Here is a 19,842-nt window from a genome sequence, read left to right as displayed (position 1 = left end):
CGGAGGTATGAACATATGAGGAAAATCGGCAAACAAGAAATAGAAGATATGGCAGTTGGAGCAGCGCTTCTTGGAACAGGAGGCGGCGGAGATCCGTATATTGGAAAGTTAATGGCGCTGCAAGCGATTGAGGAATACGGAGAAGTTACACTCCTCGAAGTTGATGAAGTTCCGGACGATGCATTAGTTGTACCGTCCTCGATGATGGGAGCGCCTACTGTCATGCTTGAAAAAGCTCCTAGTGGAGAGGAAGCCATTAGTGCTTTTAAACAGCTGGAAGAGTATTTAGGAAAAAAAATATTCGGCACTTTCCCAATTGAAGCAGGAGGCGTAAATTCAATGCTTCCATTTGCTTTAGCAGCAAGGCTTGGCCTGCCTGTTATTGATGTGGATGGTATGGGAAGAGCGTTTCCGGAACTGCAAATGGTGACATTCTATTTGGATGGCATTTCAGCGACACCTGCGATTATTGCAGATGAAAAAGGAAACACGGCATTATTATCAACAATTGACAACGTGTGGACAGAAAGAATTGCCAGGGCGGCAACGATTCAAATGGGCGGCTCTGTCATGAATGCAATGTATTCAATGAATGGTAAAAACTTAAAAGACAGCGGCATCACCAATATATTAAAGCTGGAAGAGGAAATTGGAAAAAGCATTCGGTTGGCAAAAGAAAATAATGTCAATCCAATTGAAAAAGTCTTGAAAACAGTTGGCGGGTTTGAATTATTCAAAGGAAAAGTAAGCGATATTAATAGAAAAACTGAAACCGGCTTTGCAAGAGGCGTCGCAACATTTGAAGGCCTTTATGAAAATAAAGGTGAAACATTACAGCTGCGTTTTCAAAATGAGCATCTCATTGCACAAACAGAAAACCGTTTACTTTGCGTTACACCTGATTTAATCGCCGTTTTAGATGCAGAAACCGGTCTTCCGATTACAACTGAGGGAATCAGATACGGAGCCCGCTGTGTTGTGATCGGGATTCCTTGTCATCCGAAATGGAGAACGGAAAAAGGAATCGCAACGGTAGGACCTAAATATTTTGGCTACGAGGTAGATTATGTACCAGTTGAGGATCTAGCGAAAAAAGGAGTGACGTTATAATGGCGATCTATAGAATAGGAATTGATGTAGGCGGAACTCATACAGATGCCGTTTTATTAGACGAGCAAAATGAAGTGCTTTCTGAAACAAAAGCTTCCACAACCGAGGATGTAGCAACAGGAATTTACAATGCCATGCATAAAATTATTGAAGAAGCGAATGTTCCCCGTGAGGAAATTAAATTTGCCATGCTGGGCACAACTCATTGCACAAACGCGATAGTTGAAAGAAAGAGATTAAATAAAATCGCCGTTGTACGAATCGGTGCACCAGCGACATTAGCAGTAAAGCCTTTGATTGGCGTACCTGAAGAACTGAGAGAAAAACTAGGAAAATATGTTTATATCGTTCGTGGCGGCCATGAATTTGATGGCAGGGAAATAGTTGCTTTAGATGAGCATCATTTATATAAAATCGCGGAAGAGGTAAAAGGTGAGATTGATTCGGTAGCCATTACTTCGGTCTTCTCTCCAGTTTCGCAAGCACATGAACAGCGGGCGAGTGAAATTTTCCGCGAAGTATTGGGTGAGAATGTGGCCATCTCGCTTTCCGCTGAAATTGGTTCAGTCGGGCTGTTAGAACGAGAAAATGCAACCATCCTCAATGCGTCCGTAGTGAATGTAGCTAAAACTGCTGCAGATGGATTTATTAATGCATTAAAAAGCGAGGGAATTGATGCTAAAGTATTTTTTGGACAAAACGATGGGACATTAATGTCAGTTGATTATGCGGTGAGATATCCGATTTTTACAGTTGCATGTGGACCAACGAATTCTTTAAGAGGAGCATCCTATTTAAGTGATTTATCAGATGCGATTGTAGTCGATGTAGGAGGAACAACTTCTGATGTTGGCGTGCTTGTCCAGTCGTTCCCGCGTGAATCATCACTTGCTGTCGAAATTGGCGGAGCAAGAACAAATTTCCGTATGCCTGACTTAATCTCTATTGGTCTCGGCGGTGGAACAATTATCAGAATTTCAGACGAAGGTAGTTTTACAATTGGGCCTGATAGTGTCGGTTACCGCTTGCCTGAGAAAAGCTTAATATTCGGCGGCGATACCCTAACAACTACAGATGTCGTCGTTGCGCTTGGAAAGGCGGAGCTTGGTGACCCGTCTAATGTTGCTCACCTAGATAAAGCCTTGCTAGAAAAAGTATATTATGGAATGGTCGAGTTAGTTGAAGAAGCTATTGATAAAATGAAAACGAGTGCAGACCCTGTACCAGTTATTTTGGTAGGCGGAGGGAGCATTCTGCTTCCAGGGGAATTAAAAGGTGCGTCAGAAGTAATCCGTCCGCAGCATTCTGGCGTCGCCAATGCAATTGGTTCAGCCATATCCCAAGTAAGCGGCCAAATCGAAAAAATTTATGTATTAGATGAAATCGGCCGCGAAGCAGCGATTGAATTAGCTAAGGAGCAAGCCAAAAATGAAGCAGTCAATGCCGGAGCAAATCCTGACAGTCTTGTTATTGTTGATATCGAGGATGTGCCGCTCGCATATTTACCGGGAAATGCCACGCGCATACGCGTAAAAGCAGCTGGTGAATTGGCTGCTGATCATAAAGCAGTGACAATATAACAAAAAAAGCTCACCATGGTTGGAGGGCTTCAGACTGTATAGAACCTCATTTCAAAATAAAAATAATGGGGGTTGGGATTTGATTTTCCGAGGCTCTCCGCCCGCTTCCGCAGGCAAGCGCCAACCCGCTTCATTGCTACGCGGGGAAGTGATTCCACAAAGTAACCAAGACTTATAAAAAAATCTTCCAATAATTGGGGAGGAGTTGAAGTTTCCATGGTCTCGCTATCTCGCTTCTCTGAGCAGAAGAAGAGCGGTCATCTCTCAAATCCCAACCTATTATCAACTTCTCCACACTATGAAAAGCCCTCCAATTATGGAGGGCTTTTTGTTTATTCTTAGTTGAAACAACTTTTCGAAGCTATTTTAAAACGACCCACTTTATGTTTCATTTTACTTTTCTAAAGAGTCATTCACAAACTCATCCATTGTAGATTCAATCAACTCAGAAATCGCATCTGCACCGGTCGGACCAACATGCACTCCATCAGCACCGAAATATTCGGGGTGATTCTTTCCTTCAGTATGCCAATCAACCAATGTAATATTGTCATGCTCTTCGGCTTTTTCAGCTAAAGCTTCATTGACTTTTGCTTCCCATGTACGGGGTACGCGCGTATTTACAAGATAAATATCCGCATTTGAGAACGACTCTATTAATGTATCTAAATTTTTCTCAGTAAAATATCCATTCGTACCAAGCATTAAAATAACAGCCTGGTTAACCTCATTAAATTGTGCATAGTTTGAAGCAAGGCTGATTGCTTCATGAACCTGTCGACCAACTTTTGCGTCAATTGTAATGTTTTGGAATCGCTCTTGAAGGCTGGGAGCGATATCCAACATAACAGAATCGCCTATCGCCAGTACACCTGTATAATAATCAGCAGCTTTAATTGGTTCTTGAGGCATCGCTTCATGCTCAGGTTCTTCTTCTGGAGCTTTTTGATGATCTTTAATCTCATCCACTGTTTCTTCTTCGATTTCCGGCAGCTTCTCAGGCTTTTCTTCCTCAGCATTTTGTTTCTCTTGATTGATCACTACTTCAGTAGGGCGATCAGGTGGGGATTCCTCTCCTTTAACAACACCTGTCATACCCGCAATGAATATGAGACAGACAAGCGGAAGAAATGTAGCAGCAATTTTCCGTGCAAGCGGCAGGCTATTCCATTTTAATGGATTAAGAGAATTTAGTTTTACAAAGAATGCCTTAAAGCCATCTTTTCTAATTGGCTGCTCAAGATATCGGTATGATAGTTCTGCAATAATAAAGGTTGCGGCCACTTGCAAAATAACTCTCCATAAAACCGGATTCCCTAAATCATGAACAGGTGTTGTCAGCATGATAATTGGATAATGCCATAGGTATATGCCGTATGATCTGGAGCCAATCCATCTTAATGGCTTCCATGAAAGCATTTTGCCTAAAAGACTTGCAGGGTGGCAAACACAGGCAATCACAACTGCAGAAATAAGAGCAATGATAAACATGCCGCCCCGGTATAGGAAGGAGTTATATTCATTTACCGTTACCATGCAGAGAATAAGCAATGATAGTGCTGTAAAGCTTGTTACATTCAGGTTAAAGCTTAGTTTATTTGAAAGCTTCTTTGTTGAAAGTCTTTTCATTGGCCAGACAATTGCAAGCCAGCAGCCAATTAGAAGCTCAAAGGAGCGAGTATCAGTACCGTAATAAACACGGCTTGGGTCGGCTCCTGGTTGAAAGAGAATCGCCATTAACAGTGCTGAAGCTAATGCACCGGCAAAAATTATTTTTGAAATGGTGCTGCGTCTTTTAAAAATATAGAAGCCAGCAGCCAGCAATAGCGGCCATAATAAGTAAAATTGTTCTTCAATTGCAAGCGACCATAGATTTTTTAATGGAGACGGTGCACCGAAGCTATCAAAATATGAAACATCGTGGAAAATAAACCACCAATTGCTCGCATAAAAGATAGAGGCAATCGCATCTCCGCGAACGGTAGTTAATAATTCCTGGTTGAAAAGTACGACCCACACGAAGGTAATAAAAATCATTGCATAAGATGCCGGCAGTAACCTGCGGGCGCGGCCAATCCAGAATTTTTTCAAATCCAGTTTCATTAATTGATTTTGATCAGGCAGTAGTGTAGAAGTAATTAAATATCCTGAAAGGACAAAAAAGAGATTAACGCCTAGAAAACCTCCAGTTGCCCACGAAAAATTAAAATGGTAAGCAATTACAGCAAGAACGGCAAGAGCACGAAGTCCGTCCAGGCCAGGGATATAACGTGTGTGGGTCGGTTTTTTCATATGTATTTCCTCCAATAGCTTAAGCAAAATTCTCGTGTTGCAGCGGAATGGGCATCCCATTCTTTTATAAAAAATAGACGTATAAATGAAGCCATTTAGTTTCAAAATTTATGTAAAAAATAAAGAAGAATTTGCCTATAAAAAAAGCACTGCAATTATTAATTCTATACTTGTTGCATGTAGATTTGGATAGGAGAAAAGAATGATAAAGGGGGAGGATATAGACCTAAAAAAAACTCCATTTCGATTAATGGAGCCAGGTGGTTATAATTCTTGGTTTTTTTCATAGGAACGTGCAAGAGCCATCCAATGAATATAGGAAACGATTAATTGAACCAAGCTCAATTATGTATCGCGTGTTGAGAGTAAATACTCCAAAAATTAAAATGATTATGCTGCTAATAATTCTCCCAAGTGTAGCATAACTGGTAATGGACGAGAGAAATGAGTGAAAACACAATTTGATTGATGGCACCCTCTGCTAAAAATTTTATGATTTGATTCTGCTTATATTCATCTTAAAAAAATCCTGCAATCCAGTTATCATTCCTATACTTATAAAAAAAGACTATCCAAAAGCCATCGGTTTTGGATAGTCATACAAATTTTTATTTTATATATCTGTTCCCGACAAGTAAATCTTTCATTACTTCTGTCGGAATCTCAAACTCAACTGCTCCCATATAGCCTGGCGCAACTTCGTATTCATTGAAGGAAATCACAAGCTGATGATCTTTATTGAGATAAAACTGTTGGTCAGCAGCAATTGACGTGAACGGCTCCAACTCATCTTTGCCAATCCAGTAAATTTTATTTGAGTCAGCATTCATTTGCTGCTGCATCTGCTCTTTTATATTTTCACTAATTACGGTGATATATTGATCATTTTTAAATAAACTTGGCAATGTGAGAAGCGCTTCATTTTCCTTATCAATTGTTACATATTGATTTTCGTTATAGCCTGAAGCTTGAGCTTTAAATATGCTTAGCCTGATGGACAGCAATTCTTTTGTATCCATGATTACTGTATAGTCACTTTCGATAGCGAGATGTCCTGATGAATCTGTATATTCTTCAAACAGCTTTTGACTTTCGTCAATATAGGATTGATTTAAGTTAGACTCCAATGCCTTATTTTCTAAGCCATTAATTGCAGGTGTTTTAACGTCAATACTGCTGTTTTCACGTTCTTCCTGAATCTCATTAAAGGTGATGACTTCTACAATTTGTTTCACTACAGGTATTTTAGCCATTGCTTCAGCAGCTGTCGGGCTGAAGTTTACTGCCGCTGTAAAAATAGCAGCGGCAGCGGCGGCGCTTGCCGGCCACATAAACAATGGCTTTTTCTTGCTTTTTTTATTCAGAGATTTGGCTACAATATCATCTAGTTCACGGGGAATAGGCACATCTTTATATTCTTTTCTCAGTTCCTTTAAATGCTCGTTCATCCGACTCATTCTCCTCTGTTAACGTAATTCGTAAAAGCTTGAGACCTCGGTATATCCGGGTTTTTACTGTACTAATATTTTCATCTGTTATCGCGGCGATTTCTTCCATTTTTAAATCTTCAAAGTAGCGAAGTGTGATGACTGTTTTATATTCGACAGGTAGCTTATTCATTGCTTCATGCAGGTCAAAATTTTCATACTGATCATTTTGGCCGCTGCTTAAAAAATTTAGTGTTTCGTCATCAGTTACAGTTAGCCTTTTATGCTTACGTAAAAAATCGAGTGAAGTGCGGACAACTATTTTATAAAACCAGCTTTTTATCGCTTGTGGATTTTGAATACGATCTAATGAAATGAGTCCTTTTTTAATGGAATCTCCCACAATATCCAGCGCATCTTCCTGATTTTTCACATAGCTATAGGCTAAGCGATAAAAGTCTTCTTTATGATCTTTTATAATGGTGACAAAACGTGCATGCACATCAGTTTTTTTCATTACCTCCAGGAGCTCCTTTATAAAAAAATCCTTTGTAACCAGTGTTACAAACTATAGACGTCCATACATGAATAAAAAGTTTGCATCGACAGTAATTTTTTTCATTTACTTTATTCCTTATTGTTTGTATAATTACCAAAAAATAGATGAGGTGATTCGGTGGAACAGCATCTTTTTTTATTTGGCGGAGGTCCCCCGTTTGGCGATGAGCATGGGAAAGCTTTTGCAGAGATTTCATCCAAAAGGAAAGGCTCTGTAGCTATTCTTTGCCTGGATCGCCCTGGCTGGTGCAGCTACATGCCGAAATATCAAAAGGTTCTGGAATCATATGGTGTAACAAGTTTCAAGTATTATCCTTTATCAGATTCAACTTCAATATTAGCGACAGACTGCAGCGGCATCATTATTTGCGGCGGAGAAACGGGAAAGTATCATGAATCGGTTGTAGATACTTCATTAGGTATGGAAATTAAGTCACTTTATCAAGAGGGTGTTCCTGTTGCTGGCTTTTCTGCCGGCGCATTAATCTGCCCTGAGCATTGTGTCATTTCACCAAAAGATAACAGCAGAAATGAGCAAATTTTTTTGAAAGGTTTAGGGTTAATAGATCATTGTGTAATAAGCGTGCACTTCACCGAATGGAACGATGAGGAAAATTTGAAGCGGGCAATGGATAAAACAGGTTGCTGGACTGGATATGGGCTGGATGATGGTGCCAGTATTTATTATAAACAGGACCGGCTATATTCAATAGATGGTGAGCAAGTGCATTTTTATAAATCAGTAGTCTAATAGAAGAGGTATTTCCATGAAAATAAGAAAAGCGGCAATGAAGGATGCTATGAATTTAGCAAAGCTAATTCCGAAAGCTAACGGCAGCAAAAGTTGAGAAAATGCTAGAAACCCTGAACATAAACATAATTATGGCCGAAAATGTGGAAATGAAATTGGTCGGATATATGATAATTATCCGTGGGGCTGCTTTGAGGACGACTCACTCAGCTTAAGATTAAAAACGTTAAATCATTATTCTAGGCGACAAGCCAACGGAGCTGCATGAAAAAGTGGTATCAAAAAGCAAAATGAAACCAAATAAGTAAGCAGAATAAATGACAGGATTGTTTCATTACTGGAGGCCATTAAAAAATTCAGGGAAAACTGGCTAGCAACAAACAAAAAAGGCTGCAATTGCAGCCTTTACTCTATTGCTTCTAATTCCTCTTCTGTAACCCACTTATGATTTTCCACTTTTTCGCTGCCGTCAGTTGGTGTGTAGTCAATCATATAGACGGTAGTTTCTTCGCCTGAAACGATTTCAACTGCAGCGCCATCCATACCTGACATATGGTCTGCATCCGTTTCAATTTCTGTTCCTGGCTGCAGCGGTTCTTCTCCGGCATCTGGGAACTCTTCGTGGATAATCCACTTATGATTTTCCACACGTTCTCCGCCGTCTTCAGGTGTGTAGGAAACGATATATGCAACGGTATCATAGGCACCGACAATTGTTGCTTCTGCTCCTTTCATACCTGCCATATGTCCATCTTTAATTAGCGCTTTGCTGTCTACTGGATAAGTGGGATTCTCCGCATCCATTAAGCCGTCTGGAATTTCGCCAGAACTGGAATGATCCATATTGGAATGGTCCATCTCTGTTTGTTGATTTTTGTCATTTTCTTCTTGTGGTCCAGCATCATCTTGGTTGCCGCCACATGCAGATAAGGTCAATACTGCAGCGATAGATAACGCACTTAATACTCGTTTATTCACAGTTCATCCAACTCCTTTGTGAAGATTTGTCTTCATTATAAAAATAAAGTTTGCAGAAAATATGAAGAAAAATTCCATCATCATATTTTATCCCGCTAGAATGGGCGGTAAACTAAAACTTCATGACTTCCGATGGAATCATAAAGGAAAAGCGGGATCAACTACTATCCATCATTGGGGAATGAAGATCGTTGCACCTTATTCGCAATGAAAGACTGTCAATCTTCTAAAGGATTTTATTCATTACTTTTTCCATTTATAGCCGATGCCCCAAACAGTAAGAAGGTAGCTGTCAGCTGGAAAGCCCGCTTGCCGCAGCTTTTCTCTTAAATTGCGCACATGCGAGTCAATTGTTCGATCTTCAATCGACACCCCATAGCCCCAAACAGATGCAATGAGGTGCTCGCGTGAAAAGACTTTGTTTGGGTACGTTAAAAATAGTTCCATCATTGAAAATTCCTTCGGAGTTGTAGGGATAAGTTCCTGATTATATAACAGTTCAAAGGAGTCTTTTTTTAAAGTTAATCCTTGAAAAGATAGCTCAGGATCGAATGATTTTCCCCGTCGCAAAACCGCTTGGATTCTTGCAATCAGCTCATCTTCATCAAAAGGCTTCAAAATATAATCATCGGCACCAATTTTCAGCCCCTTTACAATATCTGGCTTATCGCTTTTTGCTGTCAGCATAATAATCGGTATATCACAGAAAGATTTGATTTCACGGCATGTTTCCCAGCCGTCCATCTCAGGCATCATTACATCTAATAAAATTAAATCCGCATGATTTGTCTCTAAATAGGCAAGAGCGTCTAAACCTGACATCTTCTTTATGCAGGAATATCCAATAGGTGTCAAATAAAGTGAAAGAAGGTCAAGCATTCTTTGTTCGTCGTCAACGAGTAAGATTGTCTTCATCTAATAAAGCTCCTTTGAATTTTATTGCAAATTCAGTTCCGCTATTTTTTCTGCTTTGAACGGTAATGGTTCCGCCATGTGCATGAATGAGTTCTTCGACAATGGATAAACCGAGGCCCGATCCTCCAGACGCCCTTGTCCGTGATTTTTCCACCCGATAAAAACGGTGAAACAGAAAAGGCAAATCGGCGGAAGGTATGCCTTTTCCATTATCGATTATATTTATCAGCACATCATTATTATCTGTTTTCACCGTTATTTTTGTTATGCCTTCATTCTCTGAATATTTTAAAGCATTATCAAGGAGGTTATAGATTATTTGCTCTAGGCGCAAAGGGTCTGCAAGCAAATAGACTCTTTGCGGACAAAATAAGACTAGCTTTAACCCTTTTTCCTCAAAGGCAGGTGTAAGCTTTTGGTCAATTTTACGGATAAAGTCATATAATTCAACCGGTTCTTTATTGATAATAAAAGCATTATTATCTAATTGTGCTAGATCGAACAAGTCTTTAATCAAAGCAGATATGCGTTCTGTTTCTTCTTTTATAATCGTTAAATAATGCCGTCTTTCTTCAGGTGAAAGTTCCCTGTTTTGAACGATATTGGCATAGCCTTTAATATAAGTAAGTGGAGTGCGTAATTCATGGGAAATGCTTGCGAGAAAGTCAGTGCGTTCCTGTTTCAAATAATTCAAATCATCGGCAAGCAGCTGAATGGATTTTGAAAGCTCTCCTAATTCGTCATTGCCTGTTTCAGGCAGAGAAACAGAAAAATCACCTTTACTTATTTTAGCTGTCGCCGCTTTCATTTTATTTAACGGCTTTACCAATGCATTCGATACAAAAAAGATAATCACAATTGTTAAGGCAATAACAATCAGCCCAGTAACAAGAAAATGCCTATTCAGCCGCTCTATCAAAGAATGGATGGAAGCGGTATTTTGAAACATATAAACATAGCCGCCAGCATCGCCTCGTATGACACTGACAGTAGCGATATAACTTTCCTCTTTCCAGTTGTCCTCTACGATTTCATCTTCCAACACTGCATCGGCATTTGATTGAATGTATTTATCTATTTTAGAGGGTGCAACAGATGAATCAAGAATTTGCTTATTTTCATCTGTCACAACAACATCTGTGTTCGCCTCTGATTCCATTAAAGCCACGTGTGAAATGGTCATTCTATCAAAATTTCTTTCGAGAATATCCCGATGAGAATTGCCTCTCGTTTGAAGGGCAATCAGTTCTTCTTCGACACGGGAATCAACGAGTGCAGAATGAAGAAAGAAGAACATAAAAATCTCCAGTCCAAAAATAATGAAAAGAAAGATCAAACCTAGCTTAATAGATAGTTTCTGCATCTTTATCACCTAAGTACTATTATATTTGAAAAATGTGGAGAATGTATGCAAAGCGATTGGAATAATACAAGATGTCCCTTTCATAGTGTGTTAATAAGGATGGATTTATAAAGCTTCGAAAAAAGGGACTGATGCTTTTGTATAGAAGAAAAAACCGGTTTGCACCATTAATAATCTTTCTCGGCTTAACGCTTCTGGTTTTTATTATTGTCAGCGTTTTTCGGAATACTAATGTTTATATTGTATATAAAGCTGGTCTGGGCACTTTTTTCTTAATCAGTCTATTAATGATTGCGATTGTTGTGCTATTTATGAAAGGGAAATGATTTCCTTTGTTGATGCAATGGTTGCGAATTCATTGTGCAATGAAAGCAGAGATGTTTCGTGCACAGTCTGAGCATCATAAAGTGTTCCATTATAATCTGTCAGCTCAAACGAAGCTGTTGCATCTTTTACTATAAAGGTGCTAAAACCCAGATTTGCGCTCATTCTTGCAGTGGTAGAAAGCAATGAGGTGTAGTGAAGCCGACAATCATTAAGTTCACAATGTTTAGTTGCCTCAAGCTGTCTTCAAGGTCAGTGCCGATAAAAGCACTGTTCTTTTTTTTTCTAATCACTTTCTCACCTGCTATGGGAATCGCCTCTTCTTTAAAATTAACCGCTGCATTGCTTGGATGAAAGAGCGAGAGAGGGCTGTCTGAAATATGTTGAATATGAATGACCGGAAGTTTAAGGCATCTCCAATGAAATAATAATTTCTGAATTTGTTTTTCTGCTAATGGATTGTTGCGCAACCCCCATTTTTTGTTATCAAAAGCTTTTTGCACATCAATTAGTAATAATGCTGTTTGTTTTTTCATGATAGATTTCTCCTTTTTTTAGATTAATAATATAGAAGTTATGTTAAAATAAACATATAGTTTATTAGCTTTTTTTCGGACTTTATTTTAAAATTTATTGAAATAATATATTTATACCTTAAAAAGGATGGTTTATATAGATGGACGAAATAGATAGAGAAATTCTCACCATTTTGCAAAATGACGGGAGAATTTCGTTTGCAGAACTCGGCAGACAAATAAAACTATCAACACCGGCAGTGAAGGAAAGAGTAAAGAAGCTCGAAGATAAAAATGTGATAGAGGCGTACCGTGCAGTTATCAATCCTCAGAAGGTGAATAAACAAATTACTGCGTTTGTATTAGTTGATACACATCAATGTGAAGCTTTCCGCTCATTTTGCAATGAACATCCTGCGGTAATTGAATGTCATAGGCTAGCTGGACAATATAGTTATTTAGTAAAGGTGGTTACTCATTCTGTTGTTGATTTAGAAGGATTTATTGATGCGACAATGCAGTATGGAAAACCATCGACATTGATTAATTTATCATCACCAGTTGCGTTTAAACAGATATGATTAAAGGAGAATACTATGTTTGAAATGATAGAGAAATTTGATGGTATATATAATTTTCGTGACATCGGCGGTCTCGTTACTGAAAATGGGCAGCGGATGAAAAGCGGTGTTCTTTTTCGGTCAGATGAACTTTCGCGGCTTTCTGCACGTGATATTGAAATCTTCGGAGAACTGAACATCCATTTAATCTGTGATTTAAGAACAGCATCTGAACAAAAATCAAAACCGTCAAAGATGCAAGCGGAAAACGGTGTACAGCTTGTAAACGTTTCGATAAACGATAAAAGCTGGGAAATTACTCATTTGGATTTATTCAAGTTTTTATTCAGACAATCCAATGATATAGACTTCGAAGCAATTATGCTGGATATGTATCGATATATGGCATTCGGCTGCCAAAAAGAAATTAAAACGATTTTTAATTTAATCACAGAGCAGGATAATTTACCAGCCCTCGTACATTGTACAGGCGGTAAGGATCGGACAGGCTTCATTTCTTCTCTAATCCAATCGGCAGTCGGAGTGCCATATGAAACCGTTTCTGCCCAATATTTACATTCAAACGAACTCATCGGACCACGAATGACAAAAATAGAAACCGCACTTAGATGGATGAGTCTATTTAGGCTAAAGCCAGAACAGATTAAACCAGTCCTTGAAGTTAGACAAGCATACTTGAATAAAGCTTATGATGCGATTTTTGAAAAATATCGTTCGATGGATGACTATTTACGAGAAGAATGCAGAATTGAGGATGAAACGCTGCAAAAATTAAGAGATATCATGTTGGAGGACTAATCTCTCTTGCAGACTGCAAGGGAGTTTTTTTTAGGAGGAGCAAATGAAGCGATTAGGTGCAGGAAAAACGGCGGAAGTTTATGAATATGGCGAGAAAAATTATTTCATCATCATATGGCTTTGGAGAACATTCTCCAAGAGTATGAGCTCAGCCAGTTAATAAACAGCTTAGGAATCCCTTCTAATCAGTAGATGGCCTTTTAAATGTCAGCAATAAATGGGGCATGATCTTTGAAAAAATTGAGGGTAGATCACTCACAGCTCAATTGCTTTCAGAGCATTTGAAAATAGCTCAGCTGGCTAAGGCCATTGCAGAGGTTCAGCCTTGCAAACGCTATTTCTGAAACTATGCTTTCACATAAAGAGAAACAAACGATGCTTAATCTTCTCGTACATTTGCCAGATTGTTCTTCTATTTGTCATGGTGACTATCATACCGATAATGTAATTGCTCATAACGGATTAGCAGTTGTTCTTGATTGGATGACAGCCAAGTGTGGCAATCCAGTTCCGGATGTTGCCCGTACTTACATGCTTATGACCTACGCGTCTTTGTCTATCGCTAAAAAGGATATTTTACAGTAAATAAGGACAATCTTTCCAGACGAATATTTACATTAATACATAGAATTCGCAAATATATGAGATTCCGGTGGTGGCTGCCCGCTTAAATGAGTCCATCCCGGAAACGGAATAAGCATTTTTTTAAAGAGAAATAAGGAAACGGATTTCATGCAGCACCGAAGCACCTAATGAAGATTATAAATAGTGCCATACGACCGTTTCATTTGTAAAAAAATCTGCGAAAAAGGAACTGCGTTTTTTTTACTTTCATACATATAATCTACACATATTTCCAATACGTTCTCTATAATTCTTTATTATTCTTTTCTTGTAGACAAAAAATAAAGGAGAGGATAGTATGAAAAAATCAATGTTACTTGGTGCAGCGTTGGCAATGGCAATCGTGTTTACTCCATTTCAACAAGCGTTTGCAAAAGGGGGGCCAGACGATAAGAAGGAAATCGCAAATGTGGCCCATCGCGGCGCTTCCGGATATGCTCCTGAAAATACGATCGCGGCTTTTGACAAAGCGTATGAAATGGGAGCCGATTATATCGAGATTGATTTGCAGCGGAGTAAGGACGGACAGTTGGTAGTAATCCACGATTCAACTGTTGACAGAACAACGGATGGAACAGGAGCAGTAAAGGATTTAAAATATAAGGAACTACGAAAGCTCGATGCTGGAAGCTGGAAGGGTGAGCAATTCACTGGCGAGAAGATTCCAACCTTTGAACAAGTGCTCGACCGGTACAAAGGAAAAATCGGAATTTTAATAGAGCTCAAATTACCTGAGCTATATCCAGGGATTGAAAAACAAGTAATGAAGGAATTGAAAAAGCGAAAAATGGATAAACCGCGCAAAGAAGAAGTCATTGTTCAATCTTTTAATTTTGATTCGATGAAAAAAATGAACAAATTGCTGCCAAAAATGCCGATTGGTGTATTAACGTCTTCTCCTAAAGATACAACAGATGAGGCAATGAAAGCTTTTTCAAAGTATGCGGATTACTTTAATCCAAGCTATGGTCTTGTAAATGAGGAGCTTGTGCAACGAGTAAGAAACCATAAGTTAAAGATTCAATCATGGACAGTGCGCACTCCCGAAGCAGCTCAGTTTTTGATTGATATGAAGGTTGATGGAATTATTACTGATTATCCTGATTATGTAAAATGAATAATTAGAGAAGCATTGTCATATGAGCCAGTTTCAGGAGCATTGACGGCTTCTTTTTTTATTTTAGTATGAATGAAGTCATCGATGGTTACATTATTTTAGAGACTAAAGTTCATTTCTATTGAAGGTGGGTAGCAATGATGTTAATTAAAGTGAATAACATTTATAATTGTTTGCCCCATTCAACTTTTTTTTATGCTGGCTATTTATATTCGGTTTGGCAAAAAGGTTGCTGTAGACCCACTCAAAGTTCAGTTGCTATCATAATGAGTAGTAATTGGAGGTAGTGGCTATGGATGAAGAGAAATACAAAAATCTAAAATTAGGTGAGCGCGGTGCAAAGCTAAGCATTATCGTTTACATACTTTTATCTTGCTTTAAACTAATCGTTGCCTATATGACAGGGTCAGCAGCGTTAAAAGCAGACGGATTAAATAACGTCACAGATATTATTGCTTCGATTGCAGTGTTAATTGGCCTTAGAATTTCACAGCGTCCACCAGATATTGATCATAAATACGGCCATTGGAAAAGTGAGGCAATTGCTTCCTTAGTAGCGGCATTTATTATGTTTGCAGTTGGTGCAGAAGTTTTAATCGGCGCATTTTCTTCTCTCGTAGGTGAAAATACTGAACCGCCAAATGTCGTTGCGGGATATGTTGCAATCTTTGCTGCGATTATTATGTTTGCTGTTTATTATTACAACAAAAAATTAGCTGCCAAAATAAAAAGCAAGTCACTTATGGCAGTAGCTATGGATAATCGGTCTGATGCACTTGTGAGTATAGGGGCGGCGGTCGGGATTTTCGGGTCGCAATTTGGCTTGCCATGGCTGGACCCGGTTACTGCTATAATTGTCGGTTTAATTATTGTCAGGACGGCATGGGAAATTTTTAGAGATACGACTCATCAGCTTACTGATGGATTTGATCAGGAAAAAATTGATCAATATGAAGAAACTGTGCAAAAGATTGATGGCGTAAAAAAAATAAAAGAAATAAAGGGTAGGTTATACGGAAACAATGTGGTAGTAGATATAGTCATATGTGTGGAGGGGACTTTAGATATAAATCAAGCACATGATTTGGCAACCTTGGTAGAAGATACATTAATGGAGAAGCATTCAGTTTATGATGTCCATGTTCATATGGAACCGCAAACGGATGAGGCGTGTGACTTTTAATGTCACAAATCAAATGATGAAATGGGCGCCTTTTGGTGTATTCGCCTTGGGCTATCTTCACTTAGCCCGCTCGGTAAATTGGTCATTTCAGTATATGGCTCGATGGTTTCCTTTGTTATTGTTGTACTACGGAAGATAGCGAAGTTGGTTGGGTACAGCATATTTAAATTACTTAAAGGTGAATTGCTTTTTGCCTTTTCTACTGCAAGTTCAGAAGCTGTTCTGCCTCGTCTAATGGCAAAAGTAGAGGGGATTGGAGTACAGAAGCATAATTCTTCATTCATTATTCCAACCGGGTATTCTTTTACTTGGATGGCTCAACTTGTACCATACACTTGCTGCTATTTTTAGCGCGCAAATGTATAGTATCGATAGGAAGATTGGTGAGTAGGTTTCACTCTTAGCTTCATGTGAAATGACTTGCCTTTATTGCGGGGATTGCCACATGACCATCAAGCTAAGAACGAAAATTAATAGAGATAAATGCTCCTGGTTTCAATATTAGTCAAAAATGGAAAAGTAAGCATGATAAACAAGCCTATTAAAATCCTTTTTTTTTGCTAAGCAGCTTGTCTGTCCTTCACCGTCGTTTCATACACAACCCCAAGAATATCAAAGGCAGTCATCTTCTTATACCGCTGGCATTTACGACCATTCTTTTTGAGTAGATGATAAAGGCGATGCAAAATTTTAAAAAAGTTCTTCTGTACCAACTGCCATTGCATGAAATATTAAAGGAAAGTAATCTTTAATCATATAAATCGCCTTGTATTAATGGTAGAAGAACAGATGAGAATGCCGATAAGTTGGCCTTATAAATGGCACTCAAGGCGTTCTTTTTTGATTGTTTTGCATTCATCAATTTCAAAGAATGACCTCCATGTTTTAAATAAAATCTCAATCTTTCAACGCAGGGAATAGGGGAGAATGGACATAATTAGTGGGGAATTTTTCATTCGATGTAATCGTGATATAGACATTCGTACTCATCAAGTGCTTACTTTTCTCCTTCATGACATTGCCTTTCTTCTTTTCTCGTATGGCTTGGTTTTTCAGGCGTGTTTGCGTTTGATCATCAGTTAAACGATGAATAATAACACGTGCTGGAAGCTTCTGATTTTGTCCAATTTATGCTTCTATAATTTCCATCGTTTCACCAGGGGTTAGAAGAGACAACATTTGTTGTATATCAAGTTGAATGTATTCTGTTTGCTTTTTTAATGTACCATTGTTGAAGAATTCTGGCTCAGGGTTCTTGATATAAATACGTGTATTTAGCTTTAACCTCGAGATATAGTAAGCATCTTTATCATGAATGGCTTGTAAGTCTCCTAAATCAAAATAACCAATGTTAGGTAAATATAGATCATTTTTCTTTACTGTTTCAATGCAGGTAGTACCATATGTTTTATCATTGTTCTTTCCTGGTCCTAGCTGTACGTTTAAAAATTGGCCACTTAGTAAATCGTATTACATTGGATTTTAACCCCCGCAGTATTACTGCTCCCCCACAACCTTGATAATCAGTTGAGAAGGAATCAGGTAGCGTCTGTCTATGCGCATACGCATATAAAGGATCAAATAAGTCCCGCGGTTGACATATAGCTGGCCATGTTTCACAACACGACCGTCTCCGTACTTGAAAAATTATTTACACAGTTACAACAAATTTCGACAAAATATATATTATATTTTCCAGATTTTTAATTTTTATGGAGAAATTTCAAAAAAGAGAAGGTATTTGTAAAATATTGTTGAATTAGATTCAAAAGCAGGTGCTTTTTATGGTTAAAACATTAGGGAAAGGGGGGAGTTGTTCATGAATAGTAAAATTCCTGCTGTAATAGTGGGTTCTAAATGTGTTGATTGGTATAGCTGTATCATTCAAAGTGATTTTAAAAAAGCTACTGAACTAAAGCACGAACTTAAAGGCATGATTCAAGATATGGAGCAAGATGATAAGGTTATTTCTTATTACAACTTACTATTATTCCGTTATAATCTTTTAATGCAAAATCCTCAATCTGATGAACATATCCGAGGTTTAGAACATTCAAAAATCGATCCTTACTTAAAGTACATGTATTACTTTTTAATTGGCCAACGTAAATTTTATGAATATAGATACACGTCAGCTATTAAATTTTATGGATTGGCTGAAAATCTCTTAGATCAAGTTTCGGATCAGTATGAGCGAGCAGAGTTCTATTTACGCCTAGCAGATGGATATTATCGTATCAATCAGTTTACTTTTGCTGTTTCATACATGGAACAAGCCATACAGTTGTTTAAACAAAATGATAGTTACCGTAATAAAGTTCTGAATGGTTATTTGTTGCTTGCGGCCATTGAATCTGAATTAGGTAATTATGAAAATGCGGAAGCTAGGTATAATGAAATCCTCGTCGAAGCATCGGCATTTCCAAAAGTTCATTCACTCACTTTACGTAGTCTAGGCTTAAATCGAGTTAGACAAAACAAACAAAGTGAAGCCAAAGTTTTTTTTGAAAGGGCTTTGAAAACAGGCGATCATGAAAAAACGGTAGCAGGTTATAAATCTAAGGCGGATTTAGCTTTTATTCATTTAAGGTTAGGAAATTCGACAGCTGCTATGCCTTTATTAATGGAAGTCGAAGAATGGTTACATTCAAATGGAAATATCGAATATAAAGCAAAATGTCTGATATACCGTCATTTATACGTAGATTACAATGAAAAAGGCATCAAACAAGGCTTAGATCAGTTAACCAATTATGACTTATTTTTTGACGCAAGCGAAATTGCTGAAGAATTATCCCGTTATTATGAAGAGAAAGAACAATTAGGACAAGCTTTATACTACGCTAATTTGGCTTTACAGATGAATACAAAACAAAACCAATTAGGGAGTGTTGACATTGAAAAGTCTAGGTAAACTACTTGTTGTGTCTGCTGTATTGCTTCTATTCTTAGCTGCAAATCCTATGCAAAATGAGTCTATTGTCACACCAACTGGTAAGACAGATATAGAAACTTAACAGCCAGAGTGGTAATAACCCCTCTCTTGAGTTGTGCCATTACAGAAGAAATCACCTTTCGAAATCGATTGATTTGACTTTCATCTACTCCACCTGTAAAGTCATCTGATTCCTCATGCTCATTAATAAAAAACAAATTTACAATTAAAAAAAAGGCAGAGCACCATTTTGGAAGGATGGAACAGTAAGTGTCCAGTAATAACGTGGAATAGACAAGGGGGATTAGATGACTACAACACAGCAAAGAACTTTTATGACGTTTTATCACAAAGGTTGTTGGATGCAAAAGAAGCATGGGAAGAAGATTTTTAAGATAGATAAATAGAGAGAAATCATTAATAAGATTAAAGAAAATCAAAAACTCTTGATGGTTGTACTATAAGGATATTTTGTTTGTGAAAAAATGTACTATAAGGGGTAACGTTACATGCCCATCGAATTAATATTTTTTAATACCCCCAAATCAAAAATATTGTTTTGGGGGTTATCTTGTTTCTTAGTTTGATGGCAATGGGAGATTGACCGTTTTCTTGATATGGGGTGGAAAGCAGTAAACGTGGGAAACTCGATGGCAACGATTGTCATTGCGAAATGGGGAGGTAAATTCGACCCGAGGGAAAGCAGTATAAGAAGTGAATTAGACATCATAATCAAAAAACCAACTGTCCAATTGGACAGCTGGTTTTTCTTATTGTATCTTTTGAAAACC

General features: G+C 38.1%; 15 protein-coding genes and 4 pseudogenes. 11 read left to right on the top strand and 8 right to left on the bottom strand.

Annotated elements, in window-relative coordinates:
• The first annotated feature begins 15 nt into the window (after positions 1 to 15).
• Both CWS20_RS15500 and CWS20_RS15495 read left to right on the top strand, forming a co-directional pair.
• Positions 16 to 1,110, top strand: a complete 1,095-nt coding sequence (locus CWS20_RS15500; protein WP_066194860.1) for an S-methyl thiohydantoin desulfurase family protein — start codon at positions 16 to 18, stop codon at positions 1,108 to 1,110.
• On the top strand, positions 1,110 to 2,690 hold the full coding sequence (locus CWS20_RS15495) for an ROK family protein (RefSeq protein ID WP_066194861.1): 1,581 nt from the start codon (positions 1,110 to 1,112) through the stop codon (positions 2,688 to 2,690). The genes CWS20_RS15500 and CWS20_RS15495 overlap by 1 nt, the downstream gene beginning before the upstream one ends.
• A gap of 393 nt (positions 2,691 to 3,083) precedes the next feature.
• Here CWS20_RS15495 and CWS20_RS15490 read toward each other — a convergent pair whose 3' ends face one another.
• The 3 genes from CWS20_RS15490 to sigV all read right to left on the bottom strand — a co-directional run bounded on the left by CWS20_RS15490 (position 3,084) and on the right by sigV (position 6,926).
• Positions 3,084 to 4,982, bottom strand: coding sequence for an acyltransferase family protein (locus tag CWS20_RS15490; RefSeq protein ID WP_066194862.1), 1,899 nt, complete (start codon positions 4,980 to 4,982; stop codon positions 3,084 to 3,086).
• A gap of 608 nt (positions 4,983 to 5,590) precedes the next feature.
• Positions 5,591 to 6,430, bottom strand: a complete 840-nt coding sequence (gene rsiV / locus CWS20_RS15485; protein WP_066194863.1) for an anti-sigma-V factor RsiV — start codon at positions 6,428 to 6,430, stop codon at positions 5,591 to 5,593.
• Positions 6,393 to 6,926: an RNA polymerase sigma factor SigV gene (sigV, locus tag CWS20_RS15480; protein ID WP_066194864.1), complete on the bottom strand. Its 534-nt coding sequence runs from the start codon at positions 6,924 to 6,926 to the stop codon at positions 6,393 to 6,395. The genes rsiV and sigV overlap by 38 nt, the downstream gene beginning before the upstream one ends.
• Before the next feature lie 159 nt (positions 6,927 to 7,085).
• On the opposite strand from sigV, the gene CWS20_RS15475 reads away from it, so the two are divergent.
• Positions 7,086 to 7,718, top strand: coding sequence for a Type 1 glutamine amidotransferase-like domain-containing protein (locus tag CWS20_RS15475; RefSeq protein ID WP_066194865.1), 633 nt, complete (start codon positions 7,086 to 7,088; stop codon positions 7,716 to 7,718).
• Between the two features lie 405 nt (positions 7,719 to 8,123).
• Here the strand turns inward: CWS20_RS15475 and CWS20_RS15470 are convergent, their stop codons facing one another.
• The 4 genes and pseudogenes from CWS20_RS15470 to CWS20_RS15450 form a co-directional block, all read right to left on the bottom strand.
• Positions 8,124 to 8,696, bottom strand: coding sequence for a YdhK family protein (locus tag CWS20_RS15470; protein ID WP_066194866.1), 573 nt, complete (start codon positions 8,694 to 8,696; stop codon positions 8,124 to 8,126).
• A gap of 243 nt (positions 8,697 to 8,939) precedes the next feature.
• Entirely contained in the window at positions 8,940 to 9,611 is a 672-nt protein-coding gene (locus CWS20_RS15465) for a response regulator transcription factor (RefSeq protein WP_066194867.1), read from the bottom strand.
• Complete coding sequence (locus CWS20_RS15460; protein WP_066194868.1) at positions 9,589 to 10,974, bottom strand: sensor histidine kinase; 1,386 nt, start codon at positions 10,972 to 10,974, stop codon at positions 9,589 to 9,591. Before CWS20_RS15460 ends, CWS20_RS15465 begins: the two co-directional genes overlap by 23 nt.
• Positions 10,975 to 11,283: 309 nt before the next feature.
• Positions 11,284 to 11,837 (bottom strand): annotated as a pseudogene (locus CWS20_RS15450) (cysteine hydrolase family protein).
• Between the two features lie 137 nt (positions 11,838 to 11,974).
• On the opposite strand from CWS20_RS15450, the gene CWS20_RS15445 reads away from it, so the two are divergent.
• From CWS20_RS15445 to CWS20_RS15420, 6 genes and pseudogenes are all read left to right on the top strand, one after another.
• Positions 11,975 to 12,394, top strand: coding sequence for an Lrp/AsnC family transcriptional regulator (locus tag CWS20_RS15445; RefSeq protein ID WP_066194872.1), 420 nt, complete (start codon positions 11,975 to 11,977; stop codon positions 12,392 to 12,394).
• Between the two features lie 15 nt (positions 12,395 to 12,409).
• Complete coding sequence (locus tag CWS20_RS15440) at positions 12,410 to 13,192, top strand: tyrosine-protein phosphatase (protein ID WP_066194874.1); 783 nt, start codon at positions 12,410 to 12,412, stop codon at positions 13,190 to 13,192.
• Positions 13,193 to 13,501: 309 nt separating this feature from the next.
• The gene (locus CWS20_RS15435) at positions 13,502 to 13,777 is read left to right on the top strand and encodes a phosphotransferase family protein (RefSeq protein WP_083957309.1); all 276 of its coding nucleotides are present in this window, start codon (positions 13,502 to 13,504) and stop codon (positions 13,775 to 13,777) included.
• A 337-nt stretch (positions 13,778 to 14,114) separates the two neighbouring features.
• Complete coding sequence (locus tag CWS20_RS15430; RefSeq protein ID WP_066194878.1) at positions 14,115 to 14,933, top strand: glycerophosphodiester phosphodiesterase; 819 nt, start codon at positions 14,115 to 14,117, stop codon at positions 14,931 to 14,933.
• 292 nt (positions 14,934 to 15,225) lie between these two features.
• Positions 15,226 to 16,116, top strand: a complete 891-nt coding sequence (locus tag CWS20_RS15425) for a cation diffusion facilitator family transporter (protein ID WP_066194881.1) — start codon at positions 15,226 to 15,228, stop codon at positions 16,114 to 16,116.
• Positions 16,112 to 16,504, top strand: a pseudogene (locus CWS20_RS15420) (cation:dicarboxylate symporter family transporter); the annotation flags it as partial. The gene CWS20_RS15425 and the pseudogene CWS20_RS15420, both read left to right, overlap by 5 nt.
• 172 nt (positions 16,505 to 16,676) lie before the next feature.
• On the opposite strand, the pseudogene CWS20_RS15415 reads toward CWS20_RS15420, so the two are convergent.
• Positions 16,677 to 17,662 (bottom strand): annotated as a pseudogene (locus CWS20_RS15415) (IS4 family transposase); the annotation flags it as partial.
• Positions 17,663 to 17,935: 273 nt separating this feature from the next.
• On the opposite strand from CWS20_RS15415, the gene CWS20_RS15410 reads away from it, so the two are divergent.
• Together CWS20_RS15410 and CWS20_RS15405 are read left to right on the top strand one after the other, a co-directional pair.
• The gene (locus CWS20_RS15410; RefSeq protein WP_066194883.1) at positions 17,936 to 19,030 is read left to right on the top strand and encodes a Rap family tetratricopeptide repeat protein; all 1,095 of its coding nucleotides are present in this window, start codon (positions 17,936 to 17,938) and stop codon (positions 19,028 to 19,030) included.
• Between the two features lie 283 nt (positions 19,031 to 19,313).
• Positions 19,314 to 19,445, top strand: a pseudogene (locus tag CWS20_RS15405) (SMI1/KNR4 family protein); the annotation flags it as partial.
• Positions 19,446 to 19,842: the final 397 nt, after the last annotated feature.

The sequence above is a fragment of the Cytobacillus horneckiae genome (genome assembly GCF_002835735.1).
GTDB lineage: Bacteria > Bacillota > Bacilli > Bacillales > Cytobacillaceae > Cytobacillus > Cytobacillus horneckiae.
This window is presented reverse-complemented; position numbering and strand designations above follow the sequence as displayed.